At 63.5% G+C, this 22,384-nt stretch carries 27 protein-coding genes; 18 read left to right on the plus strand and 9 right to left on the minus strand.

Translation table 11 applies throughout. The features are described 5' to 3' along the window. The first annotated feature begins 96 nt into the window (after positions 1-96). The 3 genes from J0W34_RS13770 (at position 97) to J0W34_RS13780 (ending at position 2,836) form a co-directional block, all read left to right on the plus strand. Positions 97-1,737: a hypothetical protein gene (locus tag J0W34_RS13770; RefSeq protein WP_230969151.1), complete on the plus strand. Its 1,641-nt coding sequence runs from the start codon at positions 97-99 to the stop codon at positions 1,735-1,737. A gap of 121 nt (positions 1,738-1,858) precedes the next feature. After that, the gene (locus J0W34_RS13775; protein WP_230969152.1) at positions 1,859-2,311 is read left to right on the plus strand and encodes a hypothetical protein; all 453 of its coding nucleotides are present in this window, start codon (positions 1,859-1,861) and stop codon (positions 2,309-2,311) included. 18 nt (positions 2,312-2,329) lie between these two features. Continuing rightward, positions 2,330-2,836, plus strand: a complete 507-nt coding sequence (locus J0W34_RS13780; RefSeq protein ID WP_230969153.1) for an OsmC family protein — start codon at positions 2,330-2,332, stop codon at positions 2,834-2,836. Between the two features lie 44 nt (positions 2,837-2,880). Here J0W34_RS13780 and J0W34_RS13785 read toward each other — a convergent pair whose 3' ends face one another. Genes J0W34_RS13785 through J0W34_RS13800 form a run of 4 tightly spaced genes read right to left on the minus strand, consistent with a single transcriptional unit; the run spans position 2,881 to position 6,455 of the window. Beyond that, positions 2,881-4,140, minus strand: coding sequence for a TRAP transporter large permease (locus J0W34_RS13785; protein ID WP_230969154.1), 1,260 nt, complete (start codon positions 4,138-4,140; stop codon positions 2,881-2,883). A gap of 1 nt (position 4,141) precedes the next feature. Continuing rightward, entirely contained in the window at positions 4,142-4,687 is a 546-nt protein-coding gene (locus tag J0W34_RS13790) for a TRAP transporter small permease (RefSeq protein ID WP_230969155.1), read from the minus strand. Beyond that, on the minus strand, positions 4,684-5,667 hold the full coding sequence (locus tag J0W34_RS13795; RefSeq protein ID WP_230969156.1) for a TRAP transporter substrate-binding protein: 984 nt from the start codon (positions 5,665-5,667) through the stop codon (positions 4,684-4,686). The genes J0W34_RS13790 and J0W34_RS13795 overlap by 4 nt, the downstream gene beginning before the upstream one ends. Positions 5,668-5,723: 56 nt before the next feature. Then, complete coding sequence (locus tag J0W34_RS13800) at positions 5,724-6,455, minus strand: GntR family transcriptional regulator (RefSeq protein WP_227817883.1); 732 nt, start codon at positions 6,453-6,455, stop codon at positions 5,724-5,726. Between the two features lie 106 nt (positions 6,456-6,561). Between J0W34_RS13800 and J0W34_RS13805 the strand changes: the two genes are divergently transcribed. Continuing rightward, complete coding sequence (locus J0W34_RS13805) at positions 6,562-7,356, plus strand: amidohydrolase family protein (RefSeq protein WP_230969157.1); 795 nt, start codon at positions 6,562-6,564, stop codon at positions 7,354-7,356. A 20-nt stretch (positions 7,357-7,376) separates the two neighbouring features. Here J0W34_RS13805 and J0W34_RS13810 read toward each other — a convergent pair whose 3' ends face one another. Beyond that, positions 7,377-8,336, minus strand: a complete 960-nt coding sequence (locus J0W34_RS13810; RefSeq protein WP_230969158.1) for an alpha/beta fold hydrolase — start codon at positions 8,334-8,336, stop codon at positions 7,377-7,379. Positions 8,337-8,507: 171 nt separating this feature from the next. On the opposite strand from J0W34_RS13810, the gene pqqA reads away from it, so the two are divergent. From pqqA to J0W34_RS13850, 8 genes are all read left to right on the plus strand, one after another. Next, on the plus strand, positions 8,508-8,582 hold the full coding sequence (gene pqqA / locus J0W34_RS13815) for a pyrroloquinoline quinone precursor peptide PqqA (protein WP_227817935.1): 75 nt from the start codon (positions 8,508-8,510) through the stop codon (positions 8,580-8,582). A 78-nt stretch (positions 8,583-8,660) separates the two neighbouring features. Next, complete coding sequence (gene pqqB, locus J0W34_RS13820) at positions 8,661-9,575, plus strand: pyrroloquinoline quinone biosynthesis protein PqqB (protein WP_227817886.1); 915 nt, start codon at positions 8,661-8,663, stop codon at positions 9,573-9,575. Beyond that, positions 9,575-10,384 carry a tetratricopeptide repeat protein gene (locus tag J0W34_RS13825; RefSeq protein WP_227817887.1) on the plus strand — a complete coding sequence of 270 codons (810 nt, stop codon included), beginning with the start codon at positions 9,575-9,577 and terminating at the stop codon, positions 10,382-10,384. Before pqqB ends, J0W34_RS13825 begins: the two co-directional genes overlap by 1 nt. Before the next feature lie 24 nt (positions 10,385-10,408). After that, a complete protein-coding gene (gene pqqC / locus J0W34_RS13830; RefSeq protein WP_230969159.1) occupies positions 10,409-11,185 on the plus strand; it encodes a pyrroloquinoline-quinone synthase PqqC in 777 nt (258 codons plus the stop codon). Next, on the plus strand, positions 11,182-11,457 hold the full coding sequence (gene pqqD / locus J0W34_RS13835) for a pyrroloquinoline quinone biosynthesis peptide chaperone PqqD (RefSeq protein ID WP_227817889.1): 276 nt from the start codon (positions 11,182-11,184) through the stop codon (positions 11,455-11,457). Before pqqC ends, pqqD begins: the two co-directional genes overlap by 4 nt. Before the next feature lie 108 nt (positions 11,458-11,565). Then, a complete protein-coding gene (pqqE, locus tag J0W34_RS13840) occupies positions 11,566-12,708 on the plus strand; it encodes a pyrroloquinoline quinone biosynthesis protein PqqE (RefSeq protein ID WP_230969160.1) in 1,143 nt (380 codons plus the stop codon). 80 nt (positions 12,709-12,788) lie between these two features. Further along, positions 12,789-13,385: a hypothetical protein gene (locus J0W34_RS13845; RefSeq protein ID WP_230969161.1), complete on the plus strand. Its 597-nt coding sequence runs from the start codon at positions 12,789-12,791 to the stop codon at positions 13,383-13,385. A gap of 142 nt (positions 13,386-13,527) precedes the next feature. Beyond that, positions 13,528-14,061: a hypothetical protein gene (locus J0W34_RS13850; protein ID WP_230969162.1), complete on the plus strand. Its 534-nt coding sequence runs from the start codon at positions 13,528-13,530 to the stop codon at positions 14,059-14,061. 22 nt (positions 14,062-14,083) lie between these two features. Here J0W34_RS13850 and J0W34_RS13855 read toward each other — a convergent pair whose 3' ends face one another. Next, positions 14,084-14,386: a hypothetical protein gene (locus J0W34_RS13855; protein ID WP_227817892.1), complete on the minus strand. Its 303-nt coding sequence runs from the start codon at positions 14,384-14,386 to the stop codon at positions 14,084-14,086. 210 nt (positions 14,387-14,596) lie between these two features. Between J0W34_RS13855 and J0W34_RS13860 the strand changes: the two genes are divergently transcribed. Beyond that, positions 14,597-15,205, plus strand: a complete 609-nt coding sequence (locus tag J0W34_RS13860) for a hypothetical protein (protein WP_230969163.1) — start codon at positions 14,597-14,599, stop codon at positions 15,203-15,205. A gap of 14 nt (positions 15,206-15,219) precedes the next feature. On the opposite strand, the gene J0W34_RS13865 is transcribed toward J0W34_RS13860, so the two are convergent. Together J0W34_RS13865 and J0W34_RS13870 are read right to left on the minus strand one after the other, a co-directional pair. After that, entirely contained in the window at positions 15,220-15,972 is a 753-nt protein-coding gene (locus J0W34_RS13865) for a DUF2182 domain-containing protein (RefSeq protein ID WP_230969164.1), read from the minus strand. A 16-nt stretch (positions 15,973-15,988) separates the two neighbouring features. Continuing rightward, positions 15,989-16,594 (minus strand): DUF1326 domain-containing protein, encoded by a 606-nt coding sequence (locus J0W34_RS13870; protein WP_230969165.1) that lies wholly within the window; start codon positions 16,592-16,594, stop codon positions 15,989-15,991. A gap of 205 nt (positions 16,595-16,799) precedes the next feature. Between J0W34_RS13870 and J0W34_RS13875 the strand changes: the two genes are divergently transcribed. The 4 genes from J0W34_RS13875 (at position 16,800) to J0W34_RS13890 (ending at position 20,998) form a co-directional block, all read left to right on the plus strand. Then, entirely contained in the window at positions 16,800-17,612 is an 813-nt protein-coding gene (locus J0W34_RS13875) for an MOSC domain-containing protein (protein WP_230969166.1), read from the plus strand. A gap of 9 nt (positions 17,613-17,621) precedes the next feature. After that, positions 17,622-18,596, plus strand: coding sequence for a hypothetical protein (locus J0W34_RS13880; protein ID WP_230969167.1), 975 nt, complete (start codon positions 17,622-17,624; stop codon positions 18,594-18,596). 95 nt (positions 18,597-18,691) lie between these two features. Further along, complete coding sequence (locus J0W34_RS13885; RefSeq protein ID WP_230969168.1) at positions 18,692-19,954, plus strand: TolB-like translocation protein; 1,263 nt, start codon at positions 18,692-18,694, stop codon at positions 19,952-19,954. A gap of 9 nt (positions 19,955-19,963) precedes the next feature. Continuing rightward, positions 19,964-20,998: a hypothetical protein gene (locus J0W34_RS13890; protein ID WP_230969169.1), complete on the plus strand. Its 1,035-nt coding sequence runs from the start codon at positions 19,964-19,966 to the stop codon at positions 20,996-20,998. Between the two features lie 6 nt (positions 20,999-21,004). Here the strand turns inward: J0W34_RS13890 and J0W34_RS13895 are convergent, their stop codons facing one another. After that, positions 21,005-21,607 (minus strand): TetR/AcrR family transcriptional regulator, encoded by a 603-nt coding sequence (locus J0W34_RS13895; protein ID WP_230969170.1) that lies wholly within the window; start codon positions 21,605-21,607, stop codon positions 21,005-21,007. Positions 21,608-21,752: 145 nt separating this feature from the next. Between J0W34_RS13895 and J0W34_RS13900 the strand changes: the two genes are divergently transcribed. Next, positions 21,753-22,310, plus strand: coding sequence for a carboxymuconolactone decarboxylase family protein (locus tag J0W34_RS13900; protein WP_227817901.1), 558 nt, complete (start codon positions 21,753-21,755; stop codon positions 22,308-22,310). Positions 22,311-22,384: the final 74 nt, after the last annotated feature.

A 22,384-nucleotide genomic window follows, 5' to 3' on the forward strand; every position in this document is an offset into this window, starting at 1 on the left:
AGAAGACGGGAGCGTGTCTCCGGCAATCTGCCGGACCTCGGACGCTCCCACGGCCACGGTGCCCGCAATCGAGCCCACCTCAGAGGAACAAGAACAATGAGAACCCATTCCACTCCCCTCGGCCAGCCACGCCTCTGGGCGGCGCTGGTCGTCCTGATGCTCATGCTCTCGGGCTGCGTCCCGGTACCCGCAACGCTGCCGACCAAAGACTCAATTGCCTCAGAAGAGGTCACCCCGGTCGATGGCACCTGGCGAATCAACACCATCAACAAACAGGTGCGCATCGAGGCCGGTCGCGTGTATGCGGTCGATCCATGGCTGCATGCCGGCCTCTATCAGATCCAGCCCGGCATGGTGGTGATCCGCGATTTCCGCCGGCTCGACACCGGGCACTACACCGGCGCAGACCTGCCCTTGCAGGGCACGTTCGATGGACAGTTGCGCCCTCACGGTCGCATCGAGGTCACGGTGCAGACCGCGATCGGCCCCATGCGCTATGAGCTGGCGCCGGTCGACCTGGATGACGCCGAGGCCTACAAGACCGAACTGGCCGGTACCGACTACCCGGTGGTCGAGCCGTCCCCCCAGCCGACGCCTATCATCACACCGCCACCGCGGCCTGCCCCGATCGTGCGTCCGGGCAACGACGTCACCCCGGGGTGCGGCGGGTTTGGCGAGCACCCCTGCAGCAAGATCAAGCCGGTCGATCGCGGCAAAGCCGGGAAGCTCCTGTGCCCGGGCGGTCAGAACTTCCTGTCCAAGGGCAAGTGCTGGGTGTGCCCCAACGGCTACACGCGCTCGCTCAAACCGCTCGATCATCCCAAAGCCTGCCATCAGCGCGGCCATCCATTCAAAGGCCCCTTCAAAAGCGCAAGGTACAACGGTCAGCCCAACGGCTGTCCGGACGGGCAGTTCAATCACTTGGGGCGCTGCAAGTCCTGCCCGGACGGCTTCAAGCGGGACGGCATTGGCGCGGCGTCCACCAACATGTGCAAACCGGTCAAAGGCAACTTCGGCTGCGACGCTGGCTACCGGCAGGCCAAACAGCCGCCCAAGGTGAAGAACATGCTCGCCAGCCTGTTCGGCCTCAAGTCCGGCAAGTACTGCGCACCGCCCTTCGACATCAAGGCCGCTGCCCGCGCTGCGATGCCCAGCGGCGGCCAGCTCAAGGAGGCCGCCGAAGTGTTTCTGAAAGGCATGACGGGCAACAAGGAGAAGATGCGCGCCTTCCGAAGCGCCTTTGTCAAGAAGGACTGGGGCGCCCTGCTCGACATGCTGGTTCAGCAGCCGGGGTTCATGCGCGCCATCGAAGTGGGCAAGAAGCTCGGCTACGAGGAAGTATCTGTCGGCGTCGGTGGGGATGTGTCGATCATCGGCGGTCTGAACGCGGAGGTCGGCCTGGCGATCAACACCGGGAACGGCAAGATCCGGCCCTATGCGGCGGGCGGTCTGTCCAAGGGCGTGTCGATCGGGGTCGATGGCACGGCCAGCCTGGGCTTCTGGAAGGTGCCGTTCGAAACCGGCGCCACCCAAGGCATCACCACCTCGGTCAGCGGCGTGATCAGTCTCGGCGGCGGTGCCTGGTACACCTACTTCGACCCCAGGAAGAAAGCGCAGGAAGAACTCGCCGGCTTCACCTTCTCTGCCGGGGTCGGTCTGGGCGCCGAGTTCGGTGAGTACAACGAGGTGGGCACCAAGGTCTTTGGCGCGCTGCCGATGAGGATGCCCGGAGTCTGATTCGCCATACGCCCCCTGGGCCGATGGCACATGCCATCGGCCCGTATTCGTGGACAGGGGCGCCGATACGCTTCTATGCTCATGCGGACACAGCCGCCCCGACGCCTGACTGGAGCTCACCATGGCCGAATCACCCGACCCACCGACCACGCCGGAAACGCGCCACCAACGCATGAAACGCTACGCCACCCTCGGCGTGATCATCGGTACCGGCGTCTGGACCACCTTCTTCTTCGGCTTTCTGGTGCTGAGCATGCTGGCCCCGCAGGTAGTGCCTGAGAGCTGGTTTCTCGACATGATCCGTCAGCACCCGGCCGGCACGCTCGGGCTGGCCATGGGGGCCATCTCGGCATTTTCGGTGGTGGCCGTGCTGGACGTGTTCGCACGCGACCCCATCGAGATCAAGTTCTTCCAGTTCGAACTCAAAGGCGCGGCCGGCCCGGTGGTGTTGTGGGTCATCTGCTTTCTGGCCTTCATCGCAGCCACCGACGCGCTTTGGGAGAACACCGGAACCAATCCGCCCCCCAGGGTCTCCATGCAGAACAACACCCCCGTGGCCGACGCCCGGCAATGACGAAAAAGGAGAGACACCATGAACGCAGATGAACTGCGTGCCACGCAGGCACCGCTCAAGGCCAGATACAAAGAAGATGCCGCTGCGGCGATTGTCACCCTGCGGGCACAGGGTCGCCTGGGCGAAGGTGTGACTTGCAAGGTGGAAACCGGCAAGGGGCTGGTGAACGCCGGACTCCACCCGGCAACGGGCGGGAACGGCCTGGCGGCCTGTTCGGGCGACATGCTGCTCGAAGCCCTGGTGGCCTGTGCTGGTGTCACCTTGAACGCAGTGGCCACCGCGCTGGGCATTGAACTGCGGGATGCGAAACTGGAAGCCGAGGGCGATCTGGATTTTCGCGGCACGCTGGGCGTCGACAAGGCGGCCCCCGTGGGCTTCCAGAACATCCGCCTGCGGTTCGTGCTCGACACCGACGCCAGCGAGGAAGAACTCGATACCCTGCTCAAGCTCACCGAACGCTACTGCGTGGTCTATCAGACCATCGCCAGGCCACCGCAGATGGCGGTCAGCCGCCAGCGCGGCTGAGAACGTGGCGATCCGCCCGGCAGCGGGCGGATCGCGTCAGGCCGTCAGACGAAGGCCAGTGCCGTGAGCGGCACGAAGCTCACGATCATCAGCACCACGAACATGGCCACAATGAACCACTTGCCGTAGCGCATCACCTCTTCGATGCGCATGCCCGTGGCCGAGCACACCGTCAGCAGCACCGAAGCCACCGGGGGCGTCTGCTGCCCGATCCCCAGGTTCAGACAGACGATCACACCGAAATGGGCCGGATCGATCCCCATCTGCTGCACCAGTGGCATGAGCATCGGCACCACCACGATGATGGCCGCCGAGGCGTGCAGGAACATCCCGAGCACGAGCAGGAAGGCATTGATGAGCAGCAAGCGCACCACGTAGCTGTCGCTCACCCCGCCCAGCGCACTGGCCACCTGCTGGGGCAGGCGCTCGTTGGCCAGAAACTGCCCGAGCACGGCCGAGCCGGCGATGATGAGCATCACCACCGCGGTCTGGCGCACGGTATCGAGCATCAGCGAGTAGATGCGCTGACGATTGAGGTCGCGATGCAGCACCGTGCCGAACAGCAACGCGCAGATCACGCCCAGAGCAGCGCCCTCGGTCGGCGTCACGAAGCCGCCGATGAGGCCGCCGACCACGATCACCGGAATCAACAGGGGCACGGCCGCCTGTCGCAGTGCCGTCCCGAGCCTTGGCAGCTCGAAACGCTCGTCGCGCGGGTACTGGTCGCGCCGCGCAAAGATGTAGCTGGTCACCATGAAGGCACCGCCGAGCAACAGCCCCGGCACGATACCGGCAATGAACAGATCCTTGATCGATGTGTTGGTGGTCACGCCATACAGCACCATCGGGATCGAGGGCGGAATGATGATGCCCAGCGTGGCGCTGGTGGCCGTCACGGCCGCGGCGAAGCTGCGCGGGTAGCCCTGCTTTTCCATGCTCGGCACGAAGATCTTGGACATCACCGCCGCATCGGCCACCGCCGAACCCGACATTTCGGCCATGAACATGGAGGTCACCACGTTCACATGGGCCAGCCCGCCGCGAATCCACCCCACCAGCGCGCGCGCCAGGTTGATGATGCGATCCGAGATGGAGGTGGCCCCCATCAGTTCACCCATGAAGATGAACAGGGGAATGGCCAGCAGAATGACCTTGTTCACGCCCGAGAACAGCTGGATCGGCACCATGATGAGATCGATGCCGGACAAGGCCATGGCCACGGCGGCGGCCACCATCAGGGCAAAGCCGATGGGCATGCCCACCGCGATCAGGGCGAGCAACAGAAGAACGACACCCCAGGCCATGTCAGCAGCCCTCCCCGTCACGATCGCGCCACAGCGCGATCAACTGCCACACGATGGCAACGATCATGAGCGCGGCCGCCAGCGGCACCGCCACCATGAACCAGCCCTGGGCGATCTCGGCCGTTTCGATTTCGGTCGCGCCGGAACTCTGGATCATGCGCACGCCCTCGACCACCACCACGCAGAGAAAACCCGCCACCGACAGCGCCACCAGCGCCCGTACCCATCGGCCGGCCAGACGCGGGAGCTTGTCGACGAGCAGATCGAAGCTGATGTGCTTGCCTTCGCGCAGCGCCAGATAGCCGCCGAGAAACGCGATCCACACCAGCAACAGGCCCGGCAATTCATCCGCCGTGCCACTGATCAGCGACAGCGTCTGGTCAAAACCACGGTAGATGGGTTCCACCCAGGCATGCTCCGCGGCCGCCCGGCGCAGGCCGCCGAGCACCGCGTAGCGGTAGAACACGTTGGCGCACACCAGGGCCGTCGAGGCGGCAAAGCAAGCCACGCTCAGCACCCCGACGGCACGATCGAGCCAGCGGATCATTTTGCCGAACCAGTCGATTTGACGAACTTCAGGTACTCGTCACCGAAGTCGGCTTCATACTTGGCGCGCACCCCTTCCGTGGCCTTCTGGAAGGCCGGCAGATCGACGGCATTGACCTCGGCATTGGCCTTCATTTCAGCCAGGTACTTGTCTTCGAGTTCAGCCGACAGCGTGTAGGCGGCATCGGTGATCTGGCGACCGACCTCGACGAAGACGGTGCGTTGCTCCGGGCTCAGGCTGTCGTAGAACGCATTCGACATCATCAGGAAAGACGGGGTGTACACATGGCTGGTAAGGCTCATGTACTTGGCCACTTCAAAGTGTTTCTGCTCGTAGAACCCGTAGGTGGCCGCTTCGGCGCCATCGACCACACCGGTCTGCAGCGAGGTGAAGGTCTCGCCCCAGGGCACGCTCTGCGGGGTGGCGCCCAGATCCTTGAAGACCGCCTGACGGAACTTGCCGCCGGAGATCCGGATCTTCAGCCCTTCCAGATCGGCCGGTGCCTTGATGGCACGCTTGGTGTTGATCACATGGCGGAACCCGTTTTCATAGATGCCGATCACCTTCACGTTGCCCACTTCTTCGATGCGGGCACGCACGGCATCTTCCAGGCCCGCCTTCATCGCGCGCTGCACATGCGCGCGATCGGAGAACAGCCAGGGCAGATCGAAGATGCCGAGCTTCTTGTCGAGCTTGAGCACGCCGGACGCGATATTCACCATCTCGATGGAACCGGCCTGGAGGTTGGCGAGCAAGGCCTTCTCGTTGCCCAGCTGGCCACTCGGAAAGAGCTGGAAGTCGAACTGCCCCGGCAGGCGCTTTTCGATTTCGGCAGCAAACAGTTGCGACTGGGCGTGCTCGGGCGACAGGGCCGACACGTGGCTGGCAATGCGCACCACCATCGGCTCGGCCATGGCCGGCGCAGCCACACAAGCGGCCAGGGCCGCCACGCTCATCACCAGACGTTTGATCAGTTTCATGGAGTCTCCTTTCAGGTTTTCGCCAGGCATCAATCGGTGTGCCCGGTCATCGCGTGTCAGCGAATTTCGGTTTGGTACTTGAACTGGGCTGCAGGACCGCGCGAGCGGCGCCATTCGATGGGGCTGCCGTCAAAGCCCCGCGCCAGGCGGTCGATGACGATCAGCGGTGTGTTCTCTTCCACGTGCAGGATTCGCGCGTACGGCGGCGTCACCATTTCCACGGTCAGGCTCTCGTCCGCGCGTGCCACCACTTCACCGCACTCACTGTCGTAGACCGGGTACAGCAGCGGGCCGATCTCGGCGGTGTCCAGCGCCATGAAGGGCGCGAACCGGGCCGCCGGCAACCAGATCTGTTCAGCCAGGATCGGCACCCCGTCGATGAGACGCAGGCGGTTCATGAAAATCACCTCGGCGCCTTCGGCCAGCTGGAGCTGGCGTGACACCTCGCTGGGGGCCGACATCACCTCACGTTGCACGATGCGGCTCTCGGGCACGACGCGCTCGCCCGCTTCGTTCGAAAAACGGAAGAAACGGAACAGGGACTGATCGAAGCTGGGCCGACGCACGAAGGTGCCGCGGCCGTGCTGACGCTCAAGCAGGCCCTCGTCCACGAGCTGTGCCAGCGCCTGGCGCGCGGTCCCTGGTGCGACGCCGTATTGCTCGGCAATCACGTTTTCCGAGGGGATCTGCTCGCCGGCACGCCAGCGGCGGCTCACGACTTCGTCGCGCAAGGCTTCGGCCAGGCGCTGATAACGTGGCAAACGGGCATCGCCTTTGAGTGCGCTCACGACATCTCCTGTTCAATTGGGTTGCACTACACTTCTATATAGAAGTATAAATACACATCTTTGTCAATAAGTAAAAGTTATGCGGATCACGGGTGGAAATGACTTGATGGGCCAGTCGGCGGGCCTGTTCGACGGGCACGCGCATGTGTTCTGCACGGACGGCCCCATGGTGCCGGGCAGGCGCTATACGCCGGAGCATGCCGCACCGCTCGCGGACTATTGCGCCATCCTCAAACACCACGGCGTCGATGGCGCCCTGCTCGTGCAGCCGAGCTTTCTGGGCACCGACAACAGCTATCTGGCGGCCAGCCTCACCGCGGTCGGCAAGCATTCAGGTCTGGTGTTCAAGGGCGTGGCCATGACCGACCCGGAGACATCGCTTGCGGAAATCGACCGGCTCGACGCCGCCGGTGTGGTTGGCATGCGGCTCAATCTCATTCACGGTGAGCTGCCCGACCTCGGTTCTGTGGCATGGCGCGCCCATCTGGCCGAACTGGCCCGGCGTGGCTGGCACATCGAGGTGCAGATCGAGGGGCCGCGACTGCCGGGCGTGCTCGCGGTCCTCAAGGACCAGGCCAGCCGCCTGGTCATCGACCATTTCGGCCTTCCCCAAGCCGGACAGATCGACACCTGCCCGGGCTATCAAGCCGTGCTGGCGACGCCGGGGGAGCACATCTACATAAAGGTCAGTGCGCCCTACCGCGCCTTTCCCGGGTACCAGGGGGCCGAACTGGCCGCCCAGGCCCGCAACGCCACACGCAGATTGCTCGAGCGGTTCGCGCCCGATCGACTCGTCTGGGGCAGTGACTGGCCGTGGACCCGCCACGAGACCGGGCGCTCGTTTGAAGAAGCCCTGGCCTGGCGCGCCGAGTGGGAAGCCGTCGTCGCCGCCCCCCCCTGATCACCGGCTCAAGGGACTGATCAGCCCTCGCCGTTCGATGAAACCAGGAATCGATCGGTCGCAGCGCGCACGGCTGTGAGCATGTCGGGCTCGAACGGATTGTGCCGGCAGCCCGATACCTCGGTCATCGTGCTTCGGGGCAACAAGCGATGCAGGGCCCGGCTCGACTCAATCGGGCAGATCCGGTCGTCCACACCATGAATCAGCGCCACCGGCATCTCGGTCAGATAGCCGGCGGCATCCTGCCACCAGCCCGGTGCCAGAAAACACGCGTGGGCCAGGTAGTGCGCCTGCACCCGGTACTTGTCGATGCGCGCCATCTGCGTCTCGTCATGCTCGGCCACACTCAGGTCGGGCACGGGAGCACCGTCCATGACCACTTCCCAGGCCTGCCAGGCCCGCGCGACGCGCGACTGCAAATCCACATCGTCCCCCTGCATCACCTCGAGTACCCAGGGACTCAGCTGCGCACGGGCGTCGGCGGGCGCAAGCGTCGCCAGCAGATCATGCCCGGCCGGAGAAAGCTCGCGATGACCGTCGAAGAATTCCGCCACAGCCATCGGGCTGCCCGTGAAGAATCCGCGCAGCACCAGCCCGAGGCAGACGGCGGGGTGGGCAGCCGCATACGCCAACCCCAGGGTCGCGCCCCAGGAACCGCCGAGCACCAGCCATCGGTCGATGCCCAGATGCGCTCTCAAGGTCTCGATGTCCGAGATCAGCTTTTCGGTGGTGTTGTGGCGTGTTTCACCGCGCGGCAAACTGCGACCGCAGCCACGCTGATCAAACTGGATGATGTGGTAGCGCTCGGGGTCGAAGAAGCGTCGGTGGGCCACCGACATGCCACTGGCCGGCCCGCCGTGAAGGCACACGACAGGCAAGCCGTCCGGATGGCCTGATTGCTCCACATGGAGGCGATGGCCATCGCCCACATCGAGCGAAAAGTCGCGCCAGGACTGGGGATCGGGGGTGTGATCACTCATGCCGTTCATGTTACTCCTGATGCTGTTGAGGGGTCTCTCATGATTTTCATGAGATGCAATTCAAGAAAGGCCGGATGTTTGTGCATTCGCACAAGCGCAGTATTTGTTCGCGAGGGCTGAGCACTTTGCCCGCCTGAGCAAACAAATTAAATCTCAACAAGGAGACTTGTCATGAAATGGGAAACCCCGGCAGCTGTTGATTTCCGCTTTGGCTTCGAAATCACCATGTACGTTGCTGCTCGCTAAGAGCCGCCAAAAGGCCCGCGTAGACAGCCTCTACGCGGGCCTTTTTCTGTTTACCCACCTCAAAAAAGAATCCTGCCTGTGAAAATTCGCGTTCTCGGTTCCGCCGCCGGCGGTGGCTTTCCGCAGTGGAATTGCAATTGTCCCAATTGCGATGGCCTGCGAAAGGGCACCCTCAATGCCAAGGCCCGTACCCAGTCCTCCATCGCTGCGAGCGGTGACGGCACCGACTGGGTGCTGTTCAATACCTCGCCCGATGTGCTCCAGCAGATCCAGTCCTTTCCGGGGCTGACCCCTGGCCGAGCCCTGCGCGACACCGGCATCGCCGCCATCGTGCTCATCGACGCCCAGATCGACCACACCACCGGCCTGTACATGCTGCGCGAACACAAGCAGCGCCACAAGCTGTGGTGTACCGCCCAGGTGCGTGAAGATCTCACCCACGGCAACCCGATCATGAACCTGCTCGAGCACTACTGCGGGCTCGACTGGCGCGAGCTGCCGCTGGGCGACAGCTTCTCCATGGACGGCATTGCCGGCCTGCGCTTCGAGGCGCTGCCGCTGATCTCCAACGCACCGCCCTACTCGCCGCACCGCGACAAGCCCGAGCCGGGCGACAACGTGGGCGTGACGCTCACCGACACGGCCAGCGGCAAGAAAGTGTTCTACGCGCCGGGCCTGGGCCAGATGGAAGACCATGTCTGGGCGGCCATGCAGGCAGCCGACGTGGTGCTGGTGGACGGCACCCTGTGGACCGATGACGAGATGATCACCCTGGGCGCCTCCCAGAAGACCTCGCGCGCCATGGGCCACATGCCCCAGAGCGGCCCCGACGGCATGATCGAGTGGATGGACAAGCTGCCTTCGACCACGCGCAAGATCCTCATCCACATCAACAACACCAACCCCATCCTCAACGAAGACAGCCCCCAGCGCGCCGAACTGACCCGTCACGGCATCGAGGTGTCCTTCGACGGCATGGATATCGAGGTCTGATGCGCCGATTCGCCCTTCCCCTTCTGGCAACTTTCGCCCTTGCCCTGCCCGGCACGGTCAGCGCCGACATGACCGACGACGAACTGGCCGAGATCGTGCGCAAGCCGAACATCGGGCTCTACAAGGGCTATGCCGAGTTCAAGATGGCCCACTACGACAACGCCCGCCAGATCTGGCAATCGCTGGCCGAGGTGGGCACCGCCGAAGCGTGGTTCATGCTTGGCCTGCTGGCCGAAGACGGGTTGGGCGAAGACAAGGACATGGTCGAGGCGCTCGAGCGCTACCGCAAGGGCGCCGAGGCCGGCTCCACCAAGGCCCAGTACCGCCTCGCCCGAATCTATCTGGACGGCCAGGGCATGCCGGCCGACCCGGCCCGTGGCGAAGCCTGGCTCGCGAAAGCGGCGGAAGGTGGCGACGATGCCGCCAAGGAAGAGCTGGTCACTTTGCGCAGCGGCACGCCGGACGACCCGTTCGTGGCCGCGCGCCGGCTGGAGTCCAAAGGCGAAGCCGAAGCGGCCGCCAAGGCCTACCAGTCACTTTCGGACGAGGGCAACCTGCGCGCCCGCACCCGACTGGCCTGGATGTACGAGGCCGGTCGCGGCGTGGCGCGCGACCTGTCCCGTGCCGCCGATCTGTTCGAATCAGCCGCAGAAGCAGGCGAACCCGAAGCCCAGTTTGCCCTCTCGGTCATGTACGAGACGGGCGCCGGGCGCCCCACAGACCCCGCCGCCGCGGCGAGCTGGCTGAAAAAGTCGGCCGACGCAGGCTACCCGGAAGCCGTCGCCCATCAGCGCGCACGGCAAAACTGATCCGTCCTGAAAGGGAACCACACCATGCAACCGAACGACGTCCCCACCCCGCACCTGGCCACCATCAACTGTGCCGAGCCGCCCATGAGCCGTGAAGAGTTCGAAGGCCGCCTGCGCGAAAAAGGCACCAGCTATCACATCCATCACCCCATCCACAAAATGATGGCCGATGGCAAGCTCACCCAGGGCCAGATCCAGCGCTGGGTGGCCAATCGCTACCTGTACCAGGTCGCCATTCCGGTCAAGGACGCCAACATCATGGCCAACTGCCCGGACCGCGAGATCCGTCGCGAGTGGATTCAGCGCATACTCGATCATGACGGCTACAACATCGGTGGCGAGAAGACCGAGGGCGGTATCGAGGCCTGGATTCAGCTCGGCATGGCTGTGGGCCTGACCCGCGACGACATCATGTCGGAGCGCCTGGTCGCCCCGGCGGCCCGCTTCGCGGTCGATGCGTACGTGACCTTCGCCCGCAACCGCCCTTGGCAGGACGCCGTGGCCTCCAGTCTGACCGAGCTGTTCGCCCCGCACATCCACCAGCAGCGCCTCGACACCTGGCCTGAGAAGTACCCCTGGATCCAGACCGACGGCCTGCAGTACTTCCGCAATCGACTGACCCAGGCCCGCCGCGACGTCGCCCATGGCCTGCAGTTCACGCTCGACTACTTCGGCCAGAACCGTGCCCTGCAGGAACGCGCCCTCGAGATCCTGCAGTTCAAGCTCGACGTGCTCTGGTCGCTCGCCGACGCCATCATGCTGCAAACCTGCGAGGTCGAGATCAAGGGCCCCAAGGTATGAGCGACGCCCCCGCCATCAACACGCCGAAAGTCTCCAGCCACTTCCGGCTGCAGTTCGAGCAGGCCCAGGATGCCTGGGTGCTGCTCTACCCGGAAGGCATGATCAAGCTGAACCCCAGTGCGGGCGAGATCATGAAACGCTGCGACGGCACCCGCGATGTGCCGGCGCTGGTGGCCGAGCTGGAGTCCACGTTCCAGACCGAAGGTCTGGAGCCTGATGTGCGCGCCTTTCTCGAGATGGCGCAGAAGCAGCACTGGATCGTCGAGGCATGACAACCCGCCCCGCAGGCCGGACAAGCCTCAATGCTGCACCCGCCGGCAGTGCACGACTCGATGCCGGATGGCGCTTCGCTGATCCGGCCTGCGGCCAAGGAATCTGATATGAGCACCACCCAACGTCCCGGCCCACCGCTGTGGCTGCTGGCGGAAATCACCTACCGCTGCCCCCTGCACTGCGCCTTCTGCTACAACCCGACCGACTTCGCCAGTACCCGTCCGGAAGACGAGCTGGACACCGAGGGCTGGCTCAAGGTGCTGCACGAAGCACGCGCCATTGGCAGCGTGCAGTGCGGCTTCTCGGGTGGCGAGCCGCTGATGCGCGACGACCTGGAAATTCTCGTCGCCGAAGCGCACAAGCTCGGTTACTACACCAACCTGCTCACCTCCGGGGTGGGGCTCACCGACGAGCGCGCCGAAGCGCTCAAGGCGGCCGGGCTGGACCACATCCAGCTCTCCTTCCAGGACACCACGAAAGAGCTCAACGACTTTCTCTCCCACACCCGCACCTTCGATCTCAAGCATCAGGTGGCCGAGCGCATCAAGCGCAACGGCTGGCCCATGGTGCTCAACTGCGTGATCCATCGACTCAACATCGACCACGTGGACAAGATCATCGAAATGGCGGTGGCGTTGGGCGCCGAGTATCTGGAACTGGCCAACAACCAGTACTACTCCTGGGCGCTGCTCAACCGGGACCAGTTGCTGCCTTCACGCGAGCAGCTGGAGCGCGCCGAGCGCATCACCAACGAGTATCGCGAAAAGCTCGGCGACAAGATTCGCATGTTCTTCGTTGTGCCCGACTACTACGAGACCCGCCCCAAGAAGTGCATGAACGGCTGGGGCAATGTGTTCCTCACCATCACGCCGGACGGCACGGCCCTGCCCTGCCACACCGCCAAGATGCTGCCCGGGCTCGAATTCCCCAACGTGCGCGACATGGGCGTGAAAGACATCTGGTACGACTCCGAAGGCTTCAACCGCTACCGGGGCGATGGCTGGATGCACGACACCTGCAAGAGCTGCCCGGAGAAGGAAAGCGACCTGGGCGGCTGCCGCTGCCAGGCCTACATGCTGGCCGGCGATGCGACCCTGCCCGACCCGGTGTGCGACAAGTCGCCCGCGCACGGCAAGATCGTCGAGGCCATTGAGGCCGCCAACCGGCCGGGCAATCCGGCCATCGACCGGCCGCTGGTGTTCCGGGATCCGAAAGAGTCGAAGAAATTGATCGCTCAGATGAGCAAATGAAAAAAACGAGGGCTTGGGCCCTCGTTTTTTTGTCGCCTACTCTCTAGAATCGGCATTTCATTCCATAAGCATGTATGCCGATGAAACTCCTTCGCCTCACCCCTGTGCTGGTCGCGCTGAGTGCAGCGGCTACGGCGCACGCAGTTCCTCCAGCCGAAGCCGATCTTGACGAACTGGCATCGATGTACGCGTTGCATGCACTCTACGAGAACTATGCAGTCGCGTGTCGTCATAACATGGGCGCTGGACACCCCAGCAAGACCGTCGATCCGGAGACCGGGACATACGGCGGCATTCCACCGGGTTCACCCGAATGGAATCAACTGGTTCAGGCCTTCGAATCATACGTTGCCACCATGTGCGACTCGATGAGCGCCGATTATTTCGTTGCCGAACAGAAGGCACTCTGGCGCGAGACACTTGATGGCGACGCGCTGAAAAGCACCCTCTCGTTCTACAGAACAGCAGCTGGCGCCCGCTTTCTGAATGGCGCAAACGCCTCTGTTGCACAACTGCAGGCGCGCATCGATCAGAAGGTAGCCCGCGATACCGAAGAGGCAAGCCAACGCTTTCAGGCAGAAACCTACGAAATCGTCCGGCAATATGCGGAGCGCAACACGCCATGGTGGCAAGTGTGGTTGGACGTGATCGTCAGAATCGTTCGCGCTGTGTTCTGAAACGTCCCGTCATCACCGTCGACGCGCCAATCCGGCGCAGGAGGACAGGTTCATCTTCAAAAAACGAGACATCTGGCATATCTTTCGTCGCCCCCCTCGACGAGGGCCCCATCCATTCAACTCGCCGCTTTGTGAGGATTTCATGACCCAACTTCGAGCCCTGTTCGCCGCAATGACCTGCCTGTTTCTTTTTTCCGGATGTGCCGCCACCGTCGATCGAGTCGGCAGTAGCGCTCCCCTCGTGCGCCCCTCCGAACAAGCTGAGAAAACGGTCGTGATGACCCTCACGCGAGTTGATGACGAGCAGTCAATCGAGGACTGGCAGGCGTTCAGAAACGAGTGGCACGACGCCTTGTCGAACCTTGCAGCCGAAAACGGCACGCAGTTTCGCCTCGTCGAAGATGGCGACAGTGTCGACGACAACGCGGTGCTCATCAAAGGGACCGTCAATGGTTTCCGTTATGTCTCACCGGGAAAGCGTATCGCTTTTGGCGCCATGACCGGAAACGCATACATGGACATCGGTTTCGAGTTCATTGAAGTCCCGATGGGGCGCCTCCTCGGCGCTCGCCAATACACGACGAGTTCGCGAACGATGGAGGGAATCTTTTCCGCCATGACTGATCGTCAGGTGCGCGCGACCGCCGACGCGATGTGGAAAGACCTCTTCAATTGAGGCGCCTCTGCGGTGTTGGCGTTCAGCTCGCCAGCTCGCGAATCTTGCGCCCGGCGCGCTCGGCAAACTCGCCCACCGCGTGTGCGCCTTTCGAGACGGTGCGGCCCACGGCCCGGGCGCCCGTCTCGACACCGTCGACCGCCGCGCGGGCGCCGACTGTCACGCCCCTTCGGGTGGCATCCACGGCGCGCACGACGCCGGTCTCGACACGATCGACCACGCTCGGGCCCGATGCGGTGTCCGCCGGGCTGGTGTCGTTCGCCCACACCTGACTGACCGAAAGCACCAAGGCGGCAATCAAGGCAACTCTGTTCAGTGACTTCATGATCAACTCCTTTCAGAAGACGCTGAAATCATAGAACTTTCGTTCAATACCGGCATTTTGGCTTGAAAGCATTTGTATCTGAACTCAACCGTGCACCCTGACACGGGTCCATTCATTCAAGAGATGGCCGGCGTGACGAAATGCGATCCATCTTTCCACGCCGACGCGCTATCTTCTGCGCATACCTCAATCGATTGCCGATCATCACCGATGCACCAACCCACTGAACACAAACACCTGAGCCCACGCGAAATCGCTGAATTCTTTCAGCGCTCGGGCAAGTTCGTTCTCACCTTCACCGGCTACTCCGGCTCGGGCTACGAGGACGAGGAAGCCATGCTCGATATCGCCGAGCAGGTGTTGAACCAGTTCGACCCGGCCGACACCCTGATCAACATCGGCGCCACCGCCGACGGCATCGGCGCCGTTTATCTCCTGGCCAAGCAGGAAGGCTTCGCGACAACGGGCATCGTGTCGAGCCAAGCATTGCTCAGTGGCGCGAGCCTCTCTCCCTGTGTGGACGATGTGTTCTATGTCGAAGACGACACCTGGGGCGGCTGCCTGCCCGAGAGCAACGACCTGTCGCCAACCTCGACCGTCATGGTCGCCGTCAGCCACGCCATGATCGGCATCGGCGGCAGCGTTGTCGCCCGGGACGAGCTGCTCGCCGCGCGAGAAGCCGGCAAGCCGGTGCACTTCTTTGCCGCAGACATGAACCATCAGCGCGCCATCGACAACGCAAAACGTGCCGGCGCACCGATGCCGAACGACTTTGGCGGCGCAGCGGCCAGTGTGCAACTCAACGCCGCGGCCGACTGACTCGAACAGGCAGGCTAGGCGCCCAAGCCCGGGCTGACCACCATCAGCCACGCCCCCCAGGCGATCAGCCCCGCACCCACCGTACGGGAGAACCAGGCGCGCCCGGCCAGCCACTTCTCGACGAGTACGAACACGGTCAGCGCGAGAATCCACCACAGATTCATCACCCCGAGCACGAACAGCAGCAACATGAGCATGGCGCAGCAGCCCACGCAGTCACTGCCCTGCCGCACGCCGAGCCAGAATCCGCCGGCGTCGCCATGGGTCAGCAGAAAGCTCAACGGCGAGCGGCATCGTTGCAAACAGGCGTGCTTGAGCGCACTGAACTGGTAAAGCCCGGCCAGAATGAGCAATACCGCACTGAGCTGGGCACTCGCGCTGTCCATCATGGGCGACACAAGACGCAGCTCGAGCAAGCCCCACTGAAGCCCGGTGGCCAGCACGGAAAAACCCGACCACACAGCGAGATAACCCAGCGCAAACAGGGTGCTGCGCGAACTCGCTCGCCCAGGCACGCTGCCTAATTGCTCGGCTTTGCGCAGCAGACCAAAGACCGGCAGGACGGAGGGCAGCATCATGGCCGCCATCATGATGGCCCACATGAGAAACACCAGCAGCAGATCGACCGCACCCCAGTTGACCATGCGCGGCATCAACCACCAGGTGCCGGACACCTCCATGTGCTCCATGCCCCACACCATGGCGACGAGGTAAGCCCAGCCCAGGGCAATGACCACCACCGGCACCCCTGCGCCGGCAAGCTTCATGCGGGTCGGAACGCGCTCAGGCCTGGTAGGCAAAGGGCGAATAGAACCCATTGCGGTCGCTGATATCCAGATCGAAGCCGTGGTCATGCACGCTCAGTCCGGACGATCTGGCCACCACGGCAGGAAACCCCGGCACGGGCGTGAACGGCACATTTTCTATGGTGACCGGTTTGCCGCCCTGCCCTTCGATCGCGGCCACATCCATCGCAAGCAGGTTGCTGACACGCAAGCGGCGCTTCGTGCCCTCGGCCACAAATTCGATCGGCACCGTCTTGACGCCCAGCACCTCGCCCACGAGGGGTGCAAGCGCGCCCAACGGGCCGCCGGCCTGACCGGAAAAGATGGCCCCAAGTGCCTGCTGCTGCTCCGGCGTGGCCCGATCGTCCAGATAGAGCGCCACTTTCCATTGAGTCTTGAGCATGTTCCCCGGCGACGCACCAAGGAAGGCGACATTGCAACCGTCCAGTTCGACCCCGTCGTAATGCCCAGCATCCACATGCCAGGCGATGAGGACGGTACATCCGCCTTCAGTCGGGTTGCCGAGCACGACGCAAGGACACATCGAGGTGCAATTGCAAGCCTCGAAATAAGTACCGCTGACCTGCCAGGAAGCTGAAGCCATGGTGATGCCCTCCACGATCGTTCAAAGGTGGTCGGCGCCAAAGGAACTGACGTCGGGAGTGCGGGGACAGGGTCTCCGTATTTCAAGGTAGCCGACGCTCGTCGCGGGTCAAGCACGAGGTACCTGATCACTCAGTGATCATTCGGCGCGCGCGCTTGCCGCACATTCCTTAAACTGGACGTTTCCATTCACCTGCCAAGCCGCCATGTCCACCCTGTCAGAAGTGCACGTCTCCGCGATCTATCAGTACCCGATCAAGTCCTGCGCCCCCGTGCTGCTCTCGCGTGGGTACGTGGACCACTACGGCCTGGCCGGCGACCGGCGGTATCTGGTCACCGATCCCGAGGGCAACTTCCTCACCGGTCGCAAGCATCCGCGCCTGGCCAGCCTCCTCGCCACGCCCTTCGATGGCGGCCTGGTGCTGGCGGTCGAGGGCGAAGCCGACCTGATCCTGCGCACGGCCGATTTTCCTGACGACTACGTGGATGTGCAGGTCTGGCGTCAGGGCATCTTCGCTCAGCGCTGTGGCGATGCGGCCGATGCCTGGATGAGCCACTACCTGGGCACGCCGGCCCAGGTGGTGCACTTCGGCCCGCTCACCACCCGTGCCATCCGCGACGTGCAGTCCAAAGAGGTGAGCTTTGCCGATGGCTATCCCTTGCTGCTGGCCAACGAGGCATCGCTCGAGGCTGTTCAGGCCGAATGCCCGGCGCCGCTGGTCATGGAACAGTTCCGCCCGAACATCGTCATCCGCGGTGCTGAAGCCTGGGCTGAAGATGCCTGGTCTGCCATCCGTATCGGCGCGCTGGAGTTCGACATCCATTCGCCCTGCGAGCGCTGCATCTTCACGACGCTCACGCCGCGCACCGAGCACTTTCACCCGATGCAGCAACCGCTGCGCACGCTCATCCGGATGCACAGCAATGAGCACAAGGCCCCGCTGTTCGGACAGAACATCATTGCCAGAGGCACCGGCGTGATCGAAGTCGGCACCCGGGTCGAGATCCTCGGTGCATGACGCGCGGTCATGATTGTCCCTGACTTCTGGGCGCAGGCCAGCGCCCGACACCGCGACCGCAAACGCCAGATCACGGTCCGGCGCTTCGGATGGTCAAACGAAAGTGAAGCCGACGCCAGGGCGATGGCGCAGCAACGCGCCGACGAGGCGCTCGCCCAGATCCTTCAGGGCAAGTCGCTTCAGCGTCGGGAGCCGGTCCGCGCCTATAACGGCGCCGATGGCGTACCCATTCGCGAAGAGGTGCTCGCCCGGCATGGCGAACAGGTCATCACCCGCAACAGCTATGGGGCCCACTGCCTCAACTCGCCCGATACCCTGTTCGCCGACATCGACTTCGACCCTCCTCGCAGCCGGGCATGCAATCTGATCGCCCTCGCCCTGCTGATGTCGGCTGCCTTCGTGGCCAGCCAGACGATCGGCTCGAACAGCTGGCCGCTGTGGATCGTGGCCGCGATTGCGTTTGTCCCGCTGGGCCGGGCCATGGCCCGGGTCGTGAATCGATATCGCGGCGGACATGAAACCATCGCGGTCGCGCGCATGCGCAGCTTCATCGCCCGGCATCCGGACTGGGGGCTGCGCTATTACCGCACGCCAGCGGGCATGCGCGTCGTTGCGACCCACAGCACCTTTTCCCCGCGAGATGACGTGGTCGCCAAGTTTTTCGCCGCCATCGGCACGGATCCGCGCTACGCGCGCATGTGCGCCCATCAGCACTGCTTTCGCGCACGACTGACGGGAAAACCATGGCGGATGGGCATTGATCGCCACGTGCGCCCGCGCCCGGGTGTCTGGCCCGTGAGCGACGAAAAGCGCCCGGTGCGCGACGCCTGGATTCGCGAATACGAAGCAAAGGCGGGCGGGTTTGCCGCCTGCCGATTCGAGGGCAGTCTGGGCACGACCCGGGTTCATCCGGATGTCCGCGTGACGCTTGAACTGCATGACCGGCTGGCGGGCGCGAAACGAAAAGGCGCCCCTCTGGCCTGATGCGATCAAGCCGCCCCGCCGTGCGGAAAATGACAAACAGTAGCCGCCCGGGTCGCTTAAACTAGGGCCTTTCCGTTCTCGTTGGAGCGCATCCGGTGCATATCCTGATCGGCTTTTTGCTGCTGGCAATCATCGCCTATCTCCTGTTCCGTCAGTCGAGCGCCCAGCGCGCTTCACTGCCCGAGCCGCAGGCCCTGTCGGGCCAGAGTGTTCGCCCGTTTGCCTACATGGCCAATGGCGTGCTGTTTCTGCGACGCAACGGCCAGAAGATCGAGGAACTGGACAGCCCGTATATTCGCGAATCCATCGCCCGACGCGACCGGGCCCGTCAGCGTCACAGCTGGAAAGAAGGCACCAGCTTCAACATCCAGGCCGGTGGCGGTCGCCGCAGTTTCGAATCCATCGATCGGCCGCTGGTCGCCACCGCAGCCGCATACGCGCCCAATGGCGATCTCTACTATTTCCTGCGCGATGAAACGATCGGCGGTCTGTTCCGGCGTGAGGCGGAATCCGACAAGGAACTGCGCATCATGCTGCGCCAGGGCCTTCATCTGACCCACCTGTGCGCCTCGCCCGACGGCAGCCGACTGGCCGCCTCGGTTCAGGAAGACGGCGGGGTCTCGAGCATTGCGCTGTTCGACAACGAGGGCAACAACTTCCGCATCGTCACCGGCGGCGACACCGTCGATGTGGCTCCGGCGTGGATTCCCGACGCCCCGGCCCGGCTGCTGTTCCAGTCGGCAGGCCTCGCACGCGACGAGAACGGCTACCTGCTCGCCCAGAGCCACAACAGTATCCAGATCCTCGACATGGACACCGGCACCATCGAGCCGATTCTCGACAACGACGCCTTCGACTATCTCAAGCCACGGGTCGACGCCGAGGGCAATCTGCTGTTCATCCGCCGCCCCTACGAGATCCCGCGCTACAAGGCCGAGAACGCCATCACCGATGTGCTGTTCTTCCCCTTCCGCCTGCTGCGCGCGCTGTTTCACTACCTCAACTTCTTTTCGCTCATGTATTCGCGCAAGCCGCTCACCAGCGCAGACAACCCGAGCGTGAAGGCCGACATCAAGGACATCCTGCTTCAGGGCAAGCGCATCGATGCCGAAAAGGCGCTGCGCAACGAGCGCCCGGTGCACGGCATTCCCTCGCTGGTACCGTCGAGCTGGGAGCTGGTGCGACGCAGCCGGAATGGCGACGAAACCGTGCTCGCCACCAACGTGGCCAGCTACGACCTGGGCGCGGACGGCGTCATCGTTTATTCCAACGGTCGCGGGGTGTTCGTGATCGAGCCCGATGGCAAGGCCGCTCTGGCGATGAAGGGCGATCTGGTGGCGGAAGTGGCGGCCGGATAAGTCCGCTCAATGCTGTCTCGACTCAGATCGCTGTTTCGCCCTGAACCCGCGTCGCCCGCCGGCAAGGTGCGCGTGCTTGAGGAAAATCCTCCGCACGCAATCGGTCATTCGTACCACTCCAGTCTCGACTTTCTGGATGTACTTCAATGCCACGAGGGACTCCCGGCGCCTGACTGGCGTCGCGTCATGGCATGGCTCGATTCGGGCGAAGCACACGGCTCGATCGCTGAACGATGGCCAGAGATCCAGCGCGCCTGGGCGCTTCACTTGCGTCAAGCCCTGGGGCCGGCATACGAGATCAGCGAGCTCGGCAGCACGCTGCTCGTGAGCACGCTGCCGGCCAGACAACGCGACATGCTGCTGACATTCGTCGAAAAATCCCAGCAGCGGATTTCGCGATTGCTGCATGGCATTGCCAGGCGGGCAAACGGTGCCCTGACCCTCGTTTTTGTCTTTGAGGACCAGGAAACCTATTACCGCTATGTCTCCCGGTATTACCCTGACTGCGGCGAGTTTGCACTGAGTGGCGGCATGCACATCAACGATGGGTGCAGCCATTTCGTCACGGCTCGTGCCGACCTGACCTTGATCGAGCCCGTCATCGTTCATGAGCTGACCCATGCGCAAGTGACGCATCTTCCCATTCCGGCCTGGCTCAACGAAGGGCTGGCGGTGAATTCTGAAAGACGCCTCACACCGACACCCGCCGAATTCACGCCCGCAGAATTTCACGCGATGCATGCAGCGTACTGGTCACCTGAGACGATTCAGGATTTCTGGTCCGGCCAGGCGTTTCACGCTTCGGGAGAAGAGAACCGGCTCGCCTACGACCTGGGACAACTCCTGACGGCACAACTCTCGCAAGACTGGGACGCCTTCGCCGCCTTTGCGAACGAAGCGACGATGGCAGACAGTGGGCACGCCGCTGCGTTGGCGCATTTCGATCTTGATCTCGGAGAAGCGGTCCGGCTGATGTTCGACGCCCGACCCGATGAGGGCTGGTCACCCAGACCCGCTTCGTGGGGACAGCCCTCAAACGCTTGAGCTGACTCAAGCCCCCCGGGCAATCGCCAGCACGGCCCCCCGCGCCCGCTCAAACGCACCCAGGTCGTTCGACACCTTGGTCATGAGCATGGCGCCCTGCATGAGCGCCAGAATGTTCTCGGCACGACGTGCGTTGTCGCCCTCCGGGATTTCCCCCTGCGCGACCGCCCGATCGAGCGTCTGTTCAAGATAAGCCCGCTGCTCGGCAAAGATGGCGTCGAGCGTGGTGCGGATGTGTTCGTCCTGCCGCGCCATCTCCTGCCCCAGGTTGCCGAAGGGGCAGCCCAGCACGCCGCCCTTGGCGTCGGCCACCTCTCGCTGGAAGCCGATCATGCCGTCAACAAAGGCCTCCAGTTGCACCAGGCCGCTGCCTTCCTGGCCGAATACGCCGTCAAATAAACGCGCTCGCGCCATGGCCCAGAATGACTCGATGGCAGCCACGGCCAGATCCGTCTTCGACTTGAAGTAGTAGTAGAAGCTGCCCTTGCGGGCATCGGCACGCTGACACACTTCGTCCACGCCCGTGGCCTGGAAGCTGCGCTCCCAGATCAGGTCAGAGGCGGTGTGGACCAGTCGGTCCCGGGTATCCAGTGTTTGCGCGGCGCTCATGGCTTTTCCGGTGGGGTTTTCATGGGTGTAAGCCTATTGCCAGTTGACCGGTCTGTCAATTGAAGCTAGCTTGTTGACTGACCGGTCAAATACAAGCTTCTTCCCGAGCTTCTTTTTCCCCCTATGCAACCTACTGGAGCACCCCATGAGCCTTTTCACTCAACACACCGAAGCCACCGCCCCCGCCGAATCCGCTGCCATTCTTGCGCAGGTGAAAGCCCGCTACGGCTTCATCCCCAATCTGGCGGCCTACCTGGCCGAATCGCCTGCTGCACTCGGTGCCGTGCTGAGCCTGGCCGGCGCGGTCGACAAGAGCAGCCTCACCCCGCAGGAGCAGCAGATCGTCCAGCTCACCATCAGCGTTCTCAATGGATGCGGCTACTGCAAGACCGCACATACCGGCATGGGCAAGATGGCCGGCGTCGATGAAGCCACCATCAATGCCATCGTCGGCCTCACGCCGCTGCCCGATGCACGCCTGAACGCCCTGCGCGACTTCGTCCAGAAAGTGGTCGAGGAGCGCGGCTGGGTCAGTGAGGCCGAGGTCCGCACCTTCATGGCCGCCGGTTACACCCGCGCCCATGTCTTCGATGTCGTCCTGGCCGTCGCCAACAAGGTGCTGACCAACTACACGAACCACATCGTCGGCACGCTGGTGAACGAAGAATTCGTTGCCATGGCCGAGGGCCGGATCGCCGCCTGATTCCCGATTGTCACCGCCGTTGCCGGCGCTCACTGCCTACGGGCGCCGGCCTTTTTCTGCTGCAGGAGCCCCTC

It is taken from the genome of Nitrogeniibacter aestuarii, from assembly GCF_017309585.1.
GTDB lineage: Bacteria > Pseudomonadota > Gammaproteobacteria > Burkholderiales > Rhodocyclaceae > Nitrogeniibacter > Nitrogeniibacter aestuarii.

Coding starts and splice junctions, on each gene's coding strand:
- J0W34_RS13770 (WP_230969151.1), top strand. CDS start 97: ATGAGAACCCATTCCACTCCCCTCGGCCAGCCACGCCTCTGGGCGGCG.
- J0W34_RS13775 (WP_230969152.1), top strand. CDS start 1,859: ATGGCCGAATCACCCGACCCACCGACCACGCCGGAAACGCGCCACCAA.
- J0W34_RS13780 (WP_230969153.1), top strand. CDS start 2,330: ATGAACGCAGATGAACTGCGTGCCACGCAGGCACCGCTCAAGGCCAGA.
- J0W34_RS13785 (WP_230969154.1), bottom strand. CDS start 4,140: ATGGCCTGGGGTGTCGTTCTTCTGTTGCTCGCCCTGATCGCGGTGGGC.
- J0W34_RS13790 (WP_230969155.1), bottom strand. CDS start 4,687: ATGATCCGCTGGCTCGATCGTGCCGTCGGGGTGCTGAGCGTGGCTTGC.
- J0W34_RS13795 (WP_230969156.1), bottom strand. CDS start 5,667: ATGAAACTGATCAAACGTCTGGTGATGAGCGTGGCGGCCCTGGCCGCT.
- J0W34_RS13805 (WP_230969157.1), top strand. CDS start 6,562: ATGGGCCAGTCGGCGGGCCTGTTCGACGGGCACGCGCATGTGTTCTGC.
- J0W34_RS13810 (WP_230969158.1), bottom strand. CDS start 8,336: ATGAGTGATCACACCCCCGATCCCCAGTCCTGGCGCGACTTTTCGCTC.
- J0W34_RS13825 (WP_227817887.1), top strand. CDS start 9,575: ATGCGCCGATTCGCCCTTCCCCTTCTGGCAACTTTCGCCCTTGCCCTG.
- pqqC (WP_230969159.1), top strand. CDS start 10,409: ATGCAACCGAACGACGTCCCCACCCCGCACCTGGCCACCATCAACTGT.
- pqqD (WP_227817889.1), top strand. CDS start 11,182: ATGAGCGACGCCCCCGCCATCAACACGCCGAAAGTCTCCAGCCACTTC.
- pqqE (WP_230969160.1), top strand. CDS start 11,566: ATGAGCACCACCCAACGTCCCGGCCCACCGCTGTGGCTGCTGGCGGAA.
- J0W34_RS13845 (WP_230969161.1), top strand. CDS start 12,789: ATGAAACTCCTTCGCCTCACCCCTGTGCTGGTCGCGCTGAGTGCAGCG.
- J0W34_RS13850 (WP_230969162.1), top strand. CDS start 13,528: ATGACCCAACTTCGAGCCCTGTTCGCCGCAATGACCTGCCTGTTTCTT.
- J0W34_RS13855 (WP_227817892.1), bottom strand. CDS start 14,386: ATGAAGTCACTGAACAGAGTTGCCTTGATTGCCGCCTTGGTGCTTTCG.
- J0W34_RS13860 (WP_230969163.1), top strand. CDS start 14,597: ATGCACCAACCCACTGAACACAAACACCTGAGCCCACGCGAAATCGCT.
- J0W34_RS13865 (WP_230969164.1), bottom strand. CDS start 15,972: ATGAAGCTTGCCGGCGCAGGGGTGCCGGTGGTGGTCATTGCCCTGGGC.
- J0W34_RS13870 (WP_230969165.1), bottom strand. CDS start 16,594: ATGGCTTCAGCTTCCTGGCAGGTCAGCGGTACTTATTTCGAGGCTTGC.
- J0W34_RS13875 (WP_230969166.1), top strand. CDS start 16,800: ATGTCCACCCTGTCAGAAGTGCACGTCTCCGCGATCTATCAGTACCCG.
- J0W34_RS13880 (WP_230969167.1), top strand. CDS start 17,622: ATGATTGTCCCTGACTTCTGGGCGCAGGCCAGCGCCCGACACCGCGAC.
- J0W34_RS13890 (WP_230969169.1), top strand. CDS start 19,964: ATGCTGTCTCGACTCAGATCGCTGTTTCGCCCTGAACCCGCGTCGCCC.
- J0W34_RS13895 (WP_230969170.1), bottom strand. CDS start 21,607: ATGAGCGCCGCGCAAACACTGGATACCCGGGACCGACTGGTCCACACC.
- J0W34_RS13900 (WP_227817901.1), top strand. CDS start 21,753: ATGAGCCTTTTCACTCAACACACCGAAGCCACCGCCCCCGCCGAATCC.